At 72.0% G+C, this 13,288-nt stretch carries 11 protein-coding genes; 5 read left to right on the top strand and 6 right to left on the bottom strand.

The genetic code is table 11. From position 1 onward, the window contains the following. Positions 1-19: 19 nt before the first annotated feature. The 4 genes from M8C13_RS00735 to M8C13_RS00720 are packed head-to-tail and all read right to left on the bottom strand — an operon-like array spanning position 20 to position 5,751. Positions 20-1,744, bottom strand: a complete 1,725-nt coding sequence (locus M8C13_RS00735; protein ID WP_252478434.1) for a B12-binding domain-containing radical SAM protein — start codon at positions 1,742-1,744, stop codon at positions 20-22. An 18-nt stretch (positions 1,745-1,762) separates the two neighbouring features. After that, positions 1,763-3,508, bottom strand: coding sequence for a beta-ketoacyl synthase N-terminal-like domain-containing protein (locus M8C13_RS00730; RefSeq protein ID WP_252478433.1), 1,746 nt, complete (start codon positions 3,506-3,508; stop codon positions 1,763-1,765). Next, a complete protein-coding gene (locus M8C13_RS00725) occupies positions 3,505-3,795 on the bottom strand; it encodes an acyl carrier protein (protein ID WP_252478432.1) in 291 nt (96 codons plus the stop codon). Before M8C13_RS00725 ends, M8C13_RS00730 begins: the two co-directional genes overlap by 4 nt. 27 nt (positions 3,796-3,822) lie before the next feature. Further along, entirely contained in the window at positions 3,823-5,751 is a 1,929-nt protein-coding gene (locus M8C13_RS00720) for a KedN5 family methylcobalamin-dependent radical SAM C-methyltransferase (RefSeq protein WP_256508385.1), read from the bottom strand. A gap of 138 nt (positions 5,752-5,889) precedes the next feature. On the opposite strand from M8C13_RS00720, the gene M8C13_RS00715 reads away from it, so the two are divergent. Genes M8C13_RS00715 through M8C13_RS00705 form a run of 3 tightly spaced genes read left to right on the top strand, consistent with a single transcriptional unit; the run spans position 5,890 to position 8,008 of the window. After that, positions 5,890-6,849, top strand: coding sequence for a PIG-L deacetylase family protein (locus M8C13_RS00715; protein WP_252478431.1), 960 nt, complete (start codon positions 5,890-5,892; stop codon positions 6,847-6,849). A 15-nt stretch (positions 6,850-6,864) separates the two neighbouring features. Beyond that, entirely contained in the window at positions 6,865-7,479 is a 615-nt protein-coding gene (locus tag M8C13_RS00710) for a helix-turn-helix domain-containing protein (RefSeq protein ID WP_252478430.1), read from the top strand. A gap of 4 nt (positions 7,480-7,483) precedes the next feature. After that, positions 7,484-8,008, top strand: a complete 525-nt coding sequence (locus M8C13_RS00705) for a hypothetical protein (RefSeq protein WP_252478429.1) — start codon at positions 7,484-7,486, stop codon at positions 8,006-8,008. A gap of 3 nt (positions 8,009-8,011) precedes the next feature. Here M8C13_RS00705 and M8C13_RS00700 read toward each other — a convergent pair whose 3' ends face one another. Together M8C13_RS00700 and M8C13_RS00695 are read right to left on the bottom strand one after the other, a co-directional pair. Then, positions 8,012-9,076, bottom strand: a complete 1,065-nt coding sequence (locus M8C13_RS00700) for a methyltransferase (protein WP_252478428.1) — start codon at positions 9,074-9,076, stop codon at positions 8,012-8,014. Further along, entirely contained in the window at positions 9,076-10,206 is a 1,131-nt protein-coding gene (locus tag M8C13_RS00695; RefSeq protein WP_252478427.1) for a radical SAM protein, read from the bottom strand. The genes M8C13_RS00700 and M8C13_RS00695 overlap by 1 nt, the downstream gene beginning before the upstream one ends. Positions 10,207-10,411: 205 nt before the next feature. Between M8C13_RS00695 and M8C13_RS00690 the strand changes: the two genes are divergently transcribed. Both M8C13_RS00690 and M8C13_RS00685 read left to right on the top strand, forming a co-directional pair. Continuing rightward, positions 10,412-12,103 carry a carbamoyltransferase C-terminal domain-containing protein gene (locus M8C13_RS00690; protein ID WP_252478426.1) on the top strand — a complete coding sequence of 564 codons (1,692 nt, stop codon included), beginning with the start codon at positions 10,412-10,414 and terminating at the stop codon, positions 12,101-12,103. Next, the gene (locus tag M8C13_RS00685) at positions 12,100-13,248 is read left to right on the top strand and encodes a DegT/DnrJ/EryC1/StrS aminotransferase family protein (RefSeq protein ID WP_252478425.1); all 1,149 of its coding nucleotides are present in this window, start codon (positions 12,100-12,102) and stop codon (positions 13,246-13,248) included. Before M8C13_RS00690 ends, M8C13_RS00685 begins: the two co-directional genes overlap by 4 nt. Positions 13,249-13,288: the final 40 nt, after the last annotated feature.

Here is a 13,288-nt window from a genome sequence, read left to right as displayed (position 1 = left end):
CTTGGATGTCAGGGCCGGGTCAGCCGGTCAGCGCGCGCGTGCCGCAACGGCGTTCGGTGTCGGCGACGAACTCGGGGAAGGGCAGGCCGAGGTGACGCCGGTCGTAGACGGCCACCAGTTCCCGCAGCTGCGCCTCGGCCCGCTTGGCCAGTTCACCCTGCCCGTCCTCGGCCAGCAGCAGCCCGGTGTTGAGGAAGGCCAGCATCAGCTGTGGCAGCTCCGCCACCCACCGGCGCAGCAGCCCCAGCAGCGGGCGCAGCCCCTCCTCGCCCTGGGCGCGGCGCTGCCGGGTGGCGTCCACGATGCGCTGGGCCAGGAACGGCAGGCGCTCCTTGCGGTCGCTGACCTCGGCGCTGACCTCGCTCCACACCGTCCACAGCTCCTCAAGGCGCGGGTCGGCCAGCCGGTACTCCCGGCGCGCCTGGCGCAGCACCTCCCTGGCCACCCCGGAAACGCCGGTCAGCTCCGGCGGCAGCGGGTCGGCCACCTTGTCGTACATCTCGGTGCCGCGCAACGCGATCGCCCTGCTGAAGAAGGAGAACGGGTTCTCGCTGACCGCGATGTCGGCGGCGATGATGAACTCCAGGTTCTGCCACAGCTCATCCACCGTGGTGCCCGGTTCGATCATGATCCAGCCGGGTTCCAGCTCGATCTTCTCCTGTTTGAACATGCGGGCGGCGTCGAAGTTGTAGTCCACGGTGGTGCCCTTGCGGAAGCGTTTCATCATGCCGGGCGCGCCGGTTTCCAGGCCCAGCAAGGCCGAGGTCATCCCGGCGCGGCGCAGGGTGCGCAGCGCCTCGCGGTCGATCAGGCCGGTGTCCACCCGGAACTCGCAGTGGAAGGAGATGCGGATGTCGCGGCGCAGCAGCTCCTCGGCGAAGCCGATGGCGTGCTGGTAGCCCTCGGTGAACGCGCCGCCGAAGTTGTCGTCGTTGAACCACAGGAACCGGGTGCCGAACTCCCGTTGCAGGAACTCGATCTCATCCACCACGTCCTCCGGCGGCCGCACCCGCCAGGCGTTGCCGGAGACCCCGGGAGCCCTTGGCACGTAACAGAAGGTGCACTTGGCGTGGCAGCCCCGGCTGGTGTAGGTGGAGGCCACCGGGGTGCGGATGCCTGCCGCGCGGTGGCGGCGCAGCATGTCCCTGGCCGGCCAGGGCTCCTCGGTGAGGACGGGCAGTTTGGGTGGCCCGCTGGCCCGCACCCGGCCGTCCCGCCAGAAGTACACACCGGGCACCTGTTGCCAGTCCCGGCCGGCGGCAAGGCAGTCCATCAGGCCCGCCGCGGTCAGCTCGCCCTCGCCGAAGGCCACGCAGTCCGCCTCGGGGATGAGCTCGGCGATCAGCTGGGCGTTGTAGGTGCAGAACGCGCCGCCGATCGCGACGAACACCGAGGGGTCGGCCGCGCGCACGCAGCGCAGCAGCCGCACGGCGTCCACGATGTGCAGGTCGTACATGATGCTGATGCCCACGAAGACCGGGCGTTCCCGGCGGATGAGGTCGGTGATCATCTCATCGCTCGGGTTGCGCCCGTGCAGGTTCAGCGCGGTGACGGAGTAGCCGCGATGGCGCAGGTGCCCGGCGATGCAGGCCACGCCCAGGTTCTCCCGGACCTTCTCGTAGAACAGGCGCATGGCCGGGTCCAGGCGCAGGTACTCCTCGTCGTTGATCAGCACGTTCTGGTTGTTGACACTGGAGAACCCGGTCAGGATCTCCCGTGGTGTCAGCAGGACCGCGTCCGCCATGCTCGCTCCCTTCCCGGTTCAGGCCACCCCATGGCTGTCCTCTGTGGACTCCGGTGGCGCGGTGAGGACCATGGCCGCGCTGCTGCCGCCGTAGCCGAAGTTGCTGACCAGCACCGAACGAACCGGCCGCCGCTCGGACCGCTGGAGCACCCGCAGCCGCTGGGCGGCCAGCGCGCGGTCCAGGCCAGGGGTGCCGGGCACGGTGCCCTCGCCGATCGCGCGCACCGCGGCGGCCAGCGCCGGGAACGCCGAGGCGTGCAGCAGGTGCCCGGCCGCGCCCTTGTGCGAGCTGAGCGGAACCCCTTGCCAGCCAAGCTGTTCGCCGACGGTCTCCAGCGCCAGCAGCTCCGCCGCGTCGCCCTGCTTGGTGCCGGGCGCGTGCCCGTGCACGTAGTCCACTGTGGCCAGTCCGGCCATGGCGAGCGCGGACCGGACGCACTGCGCGCCCACCTCGGCGTGCAGCCGCCGCCGCCCCGCGCCGCCGACCCGGCAGGCGATCCCGGCCAGCACCGCCACCGGGGTGTGCCCGCGGGCCGCGGCGTGCTCGGCGGTCTCCAGCACCGCGACCCCCGCGCCCTCGCCGATGGTGAGCCCGGCGCGGTCCAGGTCGTAGGGCCGGGCGGGCCTGCTGCTGGAGGTGCGCACGGCCTCCATGGCGGCGCAGTCGTAGCGGTTGAGCGAGGACACCCCGGTGACCACGGCGACGTCGGCGAGCCCGCAGCGCAGCCACTCCCTGGCCATCGCGAGGCTGAAGGTCCCCGAGGCGCAGGCGTGCGCGAGCACCGCCGCCGTCCCGTTCGGCCCGACCACCCCGTCCCCGCGCCACTCCGGTTCCAGCGCGATCTCCCGCACGTGTTCGGGGGCGCCGGCTCCGGCCAGGTCCGGCACCACGCCCACGGTGGTCAGCAGCGCCCGCTCGGGCACCCGGGACAGCCCGGCCCCGGCCAGGGCCTCGCGCAGCGCCAGGTCGAGCAGCACCCGCCGCCGGGGCACGCCGGGCGGGGCGGTCACCGTGGTCTGCCCGACCACCTTGCTGCGCAACCGGATCGGGTCGAACCGGGTCAGCGGCACCAGCGCGCGTTCCCCGGTGACCAGCCCGCGCCAGAACCGCGCGACGCCGTTGCCGTACCCGGTGACCAGCCCGAGCCCGGAGATCACCACGGCGGACCCGGTGGCACGCGCGGTGTCTGCGGTGACCGGTCCCCGCAGCAGGCGGAGCAGCACGCTGCCGGACGCGGCGTCTTCGGCGGGCGGCTCGGGCACCGGGCTGCCGCCGGGACTGATGAGGGTGGCCACCACGAGGTAGGCCCCGTGCCGGGCGTCGTGGGTGATCTCGCAGACCGCCATGGCCCGGTGCCAGCCGGTGGACACCGCGGCCCGGGCCCAGCGCAGTGCCTGGCAGGTGGCGGTGCGCTGGTTGATCAGCACGTAGGTCGGCCCGTCCCAGGCGCCGCGCTCGGCGAACTCCTGGACCAGGTGCGCGGGTTCCGGCGAGATCGCCTCAAGCGGCCGCAGCTTGCGGCCCTCGTGCTCGGCCTCCTCGCAGCGGTTGACGAACGCCGCGGTGGCCCGCGCGCCGTAGTCCGGGGCCGCCAGCACCACCGGCAGCCCGGCCAGCAGCGCAGCGGGGAGGGGATCCAGCAGCGCGCCGAGGACGGCCGACACCACACCCGGCACGGTGTCGGCGGTGACCCCGCCCGCGGTGCCCAGCAGCGCCGGGTTGGTGGAGCCCTGGACGAGGGGGCCGAACCCCGCCGCGCTCACCGGACCGGGGGCGCGGCGGAGGGCTCACCGGTCTTCTGCGCGAGGATGTACTCGGCCAGGCCGTCGATGTTGAACAGGGTCTCCTCGGTGAGCTCCTCGTCCTCGAAGACCACGTCGAAGCGTTCCTCCAGCACCAGCAGGTACTCCAGGGCGTCCAGCGAGCTGAACCCGTAGCGCTCCACCAGGCTCACCTCGGCCAGCTCCGCCTCGGTCACCGGGGGCAGCGGGGTGCGCGTCATCCGCGCGGCCAGCTCGTGCAGCTCCCTGATGAGTTCGGCCTGATCCATTCGTGTCCTCCTCGATGCGGTGACCGGTCACCCCGTGACCGCGGGGAACCGTTGCGCCAGCTGCCCTTCGGTCAACCCCCGGTAGGCGTCCAGGCGGTAGAAGTGCTGGGGGTCGGCGCCGAAGCCGGTGGGGTAGTAGAAGTCGGTGGTGCACGGCGCGGGCTCGCTGCGCTCACCCCGGCGCAGCGCGGCCAGCAGCGCGGGCACGTCCCAGTCGAAGGCCTGCCCGGCCCGCAGGAACCAGTCCTGGCCGTGCCGGCGCACCACCGGTAGGTCCTCGGCCGGCTCGCCCTCGGGCCCGCAGCGGATCGGCTGGCACAGCAGGTCGAACCGGAACACTTCCTCCACTGTGGACAGTGCGTGGGCCGGCAGCAGCGGGCGCACCGCATCCCGCCACCAGGCGCGCAGCACCTCCTGGGTGAGCAGCGGCCACACCGCCGCGTCGACCACGTCGCCGCGCGTGCCCGCCGCGGCCTCCCGCAGCCGGACCACCTCCTGGTCCTCGGCGGTCTCCACCCAGTCGGCGAAGCCCAGCACCACCTGGGACTGCGGGATGCCGGCCAGCTCGCGCAGCGCGGTCCACACCCCGTGCAGCAGCCTGCCCCTGGCCAGCACCCGGTTCCAGCACAGGAACCGGCCCATCCGCTCGTTGTCGGCCATGGTCATGGTGTCGTGGGCCAGCACGTACTCGAAGTCGTCCTGCTCGCCGCGCACCGTCACCAGCCCGTACTGCTCCCGCTTGTCGTGGTAACCGGTGTTGGGCAGCACCATCAGCTGGTGCACCGCGACGAACGGGGTGTGCCGCGCGGCCCGGTCATACCCCGCAAGGAAGGTCTCCACGGTCTCGCCGGGCGCGCCCCAGATCAGCTCCAGGTAGACGTTCATCTCCCGTTCGGTGAGCCAGCCGACCAGGTCCTCCCACTCGTTGAGCCGCATGTTGCGCCGCCGCATCCGGGACAGGGTGGCCTCGTCCATGGTCTGCAGCGCCAGGATGAACGAGTTGTGCATCCCGGCCTCGCGCAGCTTCGCCATGATCCGGAAGAACCCGGCCGACTTGTTCTTGGCCCAGGAAGTCTCCAGGCTGCGCGGATAGCCGTAGCGGGCGCGCACCGCCAGCAGGTCGTCCAGGAAGTCCTCGTCGGCGGGCAGCATGCCGAAGTTGGAGTCGCACAGCACCAGCGTGGGCGCGCGGTGCCTGCCCAGCAGCTCCAGCTCGGCCCGCAGCCGCGCCCGGGAGAAGGAGCGCATCTTCTGCCCGGTCGCGCCGCCCCAGTAGCAGAAGGAGCACTTGTACGGGCAGCCGCGGTTGGTCTCCAGCAGCGCGTAGCCGTAGGGGAACTCGCCGCGGGCGTCGGTCAGCGGGATGGCGCCGGAGAGGATCGGCGAGGGCAGCGAGTCCAGGTCCTCGATCCGGGGCCGCTCCGCGGTGGTGACCAGCGCGCCACCGTCCTCGCGGAAGGAGATGCCGCGCACGCCGTGCAGCTCCCGGGGAGAGCCGCCGTCGAGGTAGGCGTGCAGCAGTTCCGGGAACACCGGCTCGCCCTCGCCGTTGACCACCACGTCGACCTGGGGGAACAGCCGGAACACCCGCTCGGCCTGGTGCGCGACGTGGTTTCCGCCGAAGATGACCCAGCCGGCCGGGTTGAGCTGTTTGAAGGTCTCGGCCAGCGCGCCGAACGTGCGGTGGTTCCAGCCGAGCACGGAAAAGCACAGGATGTCCGGAAAACCGTCCCGGAAAAGTCCTCTGGCCATGTGGTTCGAGCCCACGTCACCGGCATAGTTCTGAATGGTGACGTCCATTCGCGCGTGAATGCGTGTATCCGCGTCCGCGCAGGCCTTGAGGTATCCCATTGCCAACGGCATCGAGGCATGCGAATTTGTCCAGACACCTTGCTGGACAAGTGTCACCCGGGTCTTCACGCACGCTCCTCGCCTGCAATCGGCACGGCACGGCATTCCCGCCAATGTAGCGCACAACCCGGTGCTCCACTACCATCGCGAAATGTCGCTGGGTAAATCAGGGTGCCTTAGGCCAATCGAATTACATTTGCTTTGCCGGTCGTTGTACCCGGTCGAGGCGGCTACGCTGAGCGAATGACCGAATTACCGGATGCGTGGCGGCCCATCGCGCTGCCCCATACGGAGGTCACCGCCACCGGAATGTCTTTCCTGGGCCGTCCGGTCGAACCGCCGGTAGCCGGTCCGGACCTGCTGGCCCGTTGCGACGGCAGCCGGGCGCTGCGGGAGTTCTCCCCGGCGGAGCAGGACCTGCTGCGGCACGGCCACCGCGCCGGGCTGCTCGTGCTGGCCCCGCCGCCGCGGCCCCGCGCGGGCGAGGCGCCGGTGGTGGTCTCCCCGCACCCGGACGACGCCGTGCTCGCCCTCGGCGGCCTGCTGGCCACGCGCGGCGGCCGGGTGCTCGACGTGTTCAGCGTGGAGACCTGGACCAGCCGCCCCTACTACGCGGCCCGCCCCGAGCTGACCACCCGGCTGCTGGTGGCCGAGGAGCTGGTGGCCTGCCGGGTGCTGGCCGCCGACGCCGAACTGCTGGGCTTCCTCGACGCCGCCGACCGCCCCGAGCGCGCGGCCGGCTTCCTGGCGCCGGACCCGGTGGCCGGGCACACCGGGGAGCCGGAGCTGTTCGCGGCGCTGACCGCCCGGCTGGCCAAGGAGCTCGCCGGGTGCGCCGAGGTGTACGTGCCGCTGGCGGTGGGCGGGCACGTCGACCACCTGGCCTGCCGCGAGGCCGTGCTGGCCCTGGCCGCCAGGGGCGCGCTGCGTAACAGCCGGCTCGTGTTCTACGAAGACCAGCCGTACTCGCTGTTCAGTTCCGCCAGGGAGCTGACCGGGGCGCTGGTCCCGCGGCTGCGCGCGGCCGGGCTGGACCGGCTGCGGCCGCGGCTGCTGCCGATGGACGCCACCGCCTGGCAGGCCAAACAGGAGGCGCTGAAGGTCTACCGCATCCAGGTGCGCGCGGGCATCCGGCGGCGGGTGGCCCGGTACGGCCGGGCGCTGGGCGGGCCGGGCGCGGCCGCGGAACGGGTGTGGAGCTGAGCAGGGAGGAACCGGATGTACGTGCTGGCCGGAACACTGGCCGCGGCGGACCTCGCCGTGGTCACCGACGCGTGTGCCGAGCTGGGCCTGGCGGTGCACCACGCCGATCGCGAGGTGACCGATGACGTGATGCTGTGCGCCCTGCACCGCACCGCGGGCGAGGCGGTCGAGCCTTCCCCGGCCGAGGTGCGGCGACGCGGCGGCTACCCGATCGCGGTGCTGGACGCCGTCTCGGCCACCGGCGTGCTCGGCGCGCTCACCGAGGGCTACGCGTTCGCGCTGGCCACGCCGTTGCGGCGGCCCCGGGTGGTGGCCGCGCTGGGCTACCTCAAGTCGGTGGCCCCACCGGAGCCCGCGCAGCGGCTGACCCTGGCGCCAGGACTGCTGCGCTCCCCGTCCCGGCAGACACCGGTCAGCACGGGCGAAGCGGGGCTGCTGCTGGCACTGGCGAACAAGCCAGGGCAGATCGTCTCGCGCGCCGAACTGGCCGAGGCCGCCGGCGACGAGGACGTGAACACGGTGGTCTCGGTGCTGCGCCGGAAACTCGCCGACATCGACTCCGGCGCGAAGATCCTCAAGGTGCCACACCTGGGGTTCCGGCTGGTCGGCACGGTCGAGGACACCCGGTAGCCGGATGCGCGTGCTCGTGATCACCGGCGCCCCCGGCGCGGGCAAAACCCAGGTGGCCCAGCTGCTGGCCGCCTGCTTCCTGGTGCCGGTGGCGGTGCTGGACTGCGATCCGTTCGTGCATCCGTGGGAGTCCGGCGAACCCCTGCACCGGCTGATGGCGGCCGAACTGGCCGCCCGCGTCCCCGCCTACCAGGAGTGGGGGGCGAGGGTGGTCGTGGTGCACGGGGTGATCCTGGCCGGCGGGCGCACCTACGAGCCGGTGATGGACGCGCTGTGGTCGCTGGGCACCACACCCGTGGTGTACGGGCTGCGCGCCGGACCGGAGGTGCTCGCCGACCGCATCCGGCAGGACCAGGCCGCCCCGCACCTGGTCACCGGTCGGCTCGCGCTGACCCACCTGGACGAGGACGTGTCCGAGGTGCCCGGGGTCCGACTCATCGACACCGCGCACCGTGACGCGCAGGCCGTGGTCAACGAGATCGCCCGTCAGGAAGCGGCCGACCTGGGGCCGGGCTGGCTCGTGGGTTAGAAGTCAGCTGTACCGGCCCACCGTCAGCCCGCCGTCGCCGGGCCGCAGCGCGAGCACACAGGGGTGGTAGTGGGTGGCCCCGATGCTCTCCACGAATGTCCGGTACTCGCGGCCGAGCTCCCCGGCCAGGTTGCCCTGCTCGTCGCGTTCGGCGAAGGCGGGCCAGCGCGGCGGCGTCGGCGGCTTGAGCAGCATCCGCGCGGACAGGCCGAGTCCGGGCAGCTCCGCGGCCAGCTCGGCCGCGCAGAACGGGCCGTGCTCGTCGCCGAAGGAGGCGAACTGCACCAGCGCCTCACCTCGCTCGGTCAGCAGCTCCGGCAGTTGCCGCACGATGGCCCACACGAAGTCCAGCCCGTCCGGGCCGCCCTCCCCGGCCAGCCAGCCCAGCGCGCCCCGGCGCAGCGGCAGGAACGGCGGGTTGGAGACCACCAGGTCGAACCGCTCGCCCAGGTCCAGGGCCGCCAGGTCGGCCTGCCGCACGGCCACCCGGTCGCTCAGGCCGTTGAGGGCGGCGTTGAAGGTGGTCGCGGCCAGGCACTCCGGGTTGATGTCCACCGCGAGCGCCCGCGCGCCGTTGCGGGCCGCGGTCATGGCCAGCGCACCGGTGCCGCAGCCCAGGTCCAGCGCGGTCCTGGCGGTGCGCCGGGCGGCCACCAGGCGGCAGAGCGTGCTGGTGTCGGTGCCCACCCACGGCGCGTACGAGCCGGTCTCCCGGCCGGCCGCACGCCAGGCCGCCAGCACGGTCAGGCCCTCCAGGCGCACCAGCGCGTAGTCGGCCGAGAGCAGGCCCGACCCGGCGGAGACGATCTTGGCGTGGCTCAGCAGCGCCAGCAGCGGCGCGGGCAGCGAGCCCTCCGGCACCTGCTGTCCCAGCACGAACAGGGCGGCCAGCGCCTGCTCCTCGGGCAGCGCGGCGACCGCGCGCAGGTACTCCGGGTTGCGCCAGGGCGCGAGGTCGCCGAAGCGGGCCCCGGCCATGACCAGCAGGTCGTGCTGGGGCAACCGGGTCAGCCTGACCGCGTCCGCCCGCTCGTAGTCAGCGGGGCCCAGTCCGTCCACCGAGATCATCACGCGCTCCCGAACACTGGTGCGAACGTCGACTTCAGCTCCCGCAGCCGGGCCAGGGCCCTGGGACCCGCGTACGGCGCGCAGCGGGTGATCTCCTCATCGGAGATGTGGTCCAGCAGGTACAGGTTGACCACGTCGATCGGCCCGGTGCAGCTGCGGCAGTACGGGAACCGCGGCCGCGGCTGCATGAACATCTCGTAGTGCTGGTGCTTGCCGAACTGCTCGTGGATCAGCTGCGGCTCCGCGGTCACGTTGCCCATCGGCTTGAGCCAGGCGTAGGGGCAGCAGGACACATCGCCCTGCCCGAACAGCTGGACCATGGTCGCGGTGGCGTAGCAGCGCAGGGTGCGCACGCCGGTGCGCAGCTGGTTGCCGATGTGCTCGACGAAGGCCCGGGGCGGCAGCACCGGCGCCAGCTCGTCGTAGCGGGCCAGCAACTCGGCGAAGTGGTCGCCCAGCGGCGGGGCCAGGTTGTCCTTGGCCTCCCCGCGCACCGGGAAGAAGTACAGCATCGCGCCGGAGCCGTAGCGCTGGAGCAGGAACTCGGCGAAGGCGGCCTGCCCGGTCACGTTGACGTTGCTGAGCACCGACTGCACCTCGACCGGGATGCCGCGTTCGACCGCGCCGTCCAGGCCACGCATGATCACCTCGAACAGCCGGTGCTGCTTCGGCGGCAGCCGGTGGGAGTTCATCGCCAGGGTGTGCCCGTCCAGGGACAGGCAGAGCTGGCAGTTGCCCAGCGCGGCCAGCGCGTCCAGCCGGGCGTCGGTGAGGAAGACGCCGTTGGTGATTACCTGGACAACCTCGTACCTCTTACTGCATTCGGCGACAAATTCGGTGGAGCCTTTCAGCCAGAAGAACTCACCACCGGAGAGCCGCATGATCGGGCTGTCCACCTGCTCGTGATAGGCGTCCAGGATCCGGTGCCAGTCCGCCCGCCGGTCCGTGGTGAGCCGGAACTTGGCATCCGGCACGTTCATCAGCAGGTTGAAGTCCTCGGTCAGACAGTAGGAGCACCGCATCTGGCACAGCTGCTCCTCGATGACCATGTCGTTCATGAGCAGCCGCAGCCGATTGTGCTCGTCCCGGTTCGCGAACATCGCCGCGCGGTAGTCGTTCTTGAGAGACACGCCATACCCCATGATTCGGGAGGCATTCCGGTCCGTTCGGTTTTTCGAGCGTAGGAGGGCCGTCGGGGGGAGGTCAATACGCCATCCGATACCGGCGGAAAGCACACTGTAGAACTCGGCAGGCAATTCCTGGACCGGCTCGGAACCGGTCGGTAAACTCGCGAATCTCGGCCGTCCCCATTTTCCTGCGGGTAAGGACACGCGTATGCTCGCGCTCGGTCTCGGTGGTTCCAATCACGACTTCTCCGCCGCCCTGGTGCACGAGGGCGAGATCAGCGTCGCCATCGAGGAGGAGCGGCTGGCCCGCCGCAAGTACGCCGTCGGCGTCAACTCGCTGGCCAACCGGGGCTGGCGGTACTGCCTGGACACCCACGGCGCGCGGCTGGCCGAGGTCGAGGTCATCGTCGCCGACGACACCCTGCTGCCCACCTGCTACTTCCAGTTCCGCGGCCGCACCCAGCTGATCCGCCACCACCTAGCGCACGCCGCCAGCGCCTTCTACCCCTCCCCGTTCCCGGAGGCGGCGATCCTGGTGGCCGACGGCGCGGGCAGCATGGTCGACGGGCACGGGGTGGAGACGCTCACCCTCGGCGTGGGGCACGGGACCGGCATCCACGAGCTGTCCAAGGTCTACGGCACCGAGTGGACCACCGACGGCAGGCACGCCGACCGCGTGTACCAGGCCGGGGACAGCAACCACTCGCTCGGCTTCCTGTACAAGGCGGTCAGCCACGCCATCGGCTTCACCCTGTACGAGGAAGGCCCCTGGTACCTCACCGAGGACGGCAAGACCATGGGCCTGGCCCCCTACGGCGGCGACCGCTACCTGGCGCGGTTCCGGCGGCACCTGGAACTGCTGCCGGAGGGCCGCTTCGCCTTGCACCTCAAGGGTTCCGACGGTCTGCTGGAGTTCCTGGAACACGCGCTGGACGGCCTGGAGGGGGAGGAGCGCTTCGCCAGGGCCGCGGACCTGGCCTGGGCGGCGCAGGAAACCCTGGAAACCGCGCTGCTGCACGCGGCGCGCTGGCTGCAACGGGAGACCGGGCTGACCCGGCTGGCACTGGCCGGCGGGGTGGCGCTGAACTCGGTGGCCAACGGGAAACTGTTGCGGCACACGCCGTTCACCGAGGTCTTCGCCCAGCCCGCCGCCGGGGACAACGGCTGCGCGATCGGCTGCGCCTACTACGGCTACCACCAGCTGGGCGATCGCCCTCGCCCGCGCGGCCCCCGCCCGCAGACCCACAGCTACCTCGGCCGCACCCACACCGACGAGGAGCTGCGAGCCGCGCTGGCGGCGGCGGAACTGCCCTACCGCAAGGTCGAGCACCCGGCCTGGCTGGCCGCGGCGCTGCTGCCGCGCGGTGCGCTGCTCGGCTGGTTCACCGGCGGCTCGGAGTTCGGCCCGCGCGCACTGGGACACCGCAGCATCCTGGCCGACCCCCGGCGGCCGGAGATGAAGGACGTGCTCAACAGCAAGGTCAAACACCGGGAGTCCTTCCGCCCCTTCGCCCCCGCGGTGCTGGCCGAGCGCTGCGCGGAGTACTTCGAGCTGGACATCGAGTCACCGTTTATGCTGATCGTGGCGCCGGTCCGGGAGCACCGCAGGGCGGAGGTGCCCGCGATCACCCACGTGGACGGCACCGCCCGCGTGCAGACGGTGACCCGCGAGGCCAACGGGTCCTTCTACGAGCTGGTGGCCCGCTTCGGTGAGCTGACCGGGGTGCCGGTGGTGCTCAACACCTCCTTCAACGACCGGGGCGAGCCGATCGTGGAGACCCCGGCGCAGGCGCTGGCCTTCTTCGGGCCGAGCAAGCTGGACTACCTGTTCCTGGAGGACTACCTGGTGGCGCACAGCGAACCGGAGCTGGACGCCGCGCTGGCGGGGACCGCCGGGTGACGCGGTACGAGCCGTGGCGCGGGCTGGCGCTGTGGGGCCAGGAAGAGGAAACCGCCGCGCTGGAGGTGCTGCGCTCCCGGTCGCTGTTCCGCTACTACGGGCCGGAGTTGTTGCACCGCACCGACTCCTTCGAACGCGAGCTGGCCGAGCTGTTGAAGGTGCCCTACACCGTCGCGGTCTCCTCGGGCACCGCCGCACTGGCCTGCGCGCTGATCGGCCTGGGCATCCCGGAGGGCGCCGAGGTGATCATGCCCGCGGTCACCTTCATCGCCTGCGCCAACGCGGTGGTCTGGGCCAGGGGCGTGCCGGTCTTCGCCGAGGTCGACGACACCCTCACCCTGGACCCGGCGGCGCTGGCGGAGAAGGTCACCGACCGCACCTGGGGCGTGTTGCCGGTGCACCTCAACAACGCCGCCGCCGACCTGGACCCCATCCTCGCGGTGGCCCGGCGGCACGACCTGGTCGTGGTGGAGGACGCCGCCCAGGCCGCCGGGGTCCGCTACCGGGGCCGCAGAACCGGGTCCCTCGGTGACGCGGGCGCGTTCAGCTTCCAGCTGGAGAAGAACATCACCGCGGGCGAGGGCGGCGCGGTCAGCGTGCGGGATCCGTTGGCGCACCAGCGAATCGTGCGCTACCAGGACCAGGGCGGCCAGTTCACCACCGCCAGGGGCGAAAACCGCGCGCAGGCGGCGGAACCCTTCCTCGGCGTGAACCTGCGCATGACGGAGCTGACCGCGGCCCTGCTCCGCGTGCAACTGGGCCGCCTGGACCCGATGCTGGCGCGCCTGCGCGCGGTGGCGGCCGAGGTCCGCGCCGCACTGCCCGAGCTGCACTGGCGGCGACTGCCGGACGAGCAGGGCTCCGGCGGCGACCTGACCTTCTTCCTGGACTCCCGGCTGGCAGCCCGCGACCGGGTGGCCGCCCTGACCGCGGACGGCATTCCCGCGCACACCCTCTACCAAGGACAGCCGGTGTACAGCAGTCCCGCGATCCGGGCCGGCCGCACCCCGTGGGGAACCCAGTGGGACGCCCCCGCCCGCTGCCGCAACAGTGAGAGCCTGCTGGGCCGCTCGGTGACGATCAGCCTGGGCGCCACCATGACCGCGGAAGACGTGCGCGCGGTGATCACCGCCCTGCGCGGCTGAACCGGCCCGGCACCCCGGAGACCGGGGCGCCGGGCACAGC

The sequence above is a fragment of the Crossiella sp. SN42 genome, from assembly GCF_023897065.1.
Classification (GTDB): domain Bacteria; phylum Actinomycetota; class Actinomycetes; order Mycobacteriales; family Pseudonocardiaceae; genus Crossiella.
The sequence above is the reverse complement of the archived record's forward strand: the minus strand, read 5'-3'. Positions and strand labels throughout refer to the sequence as shown.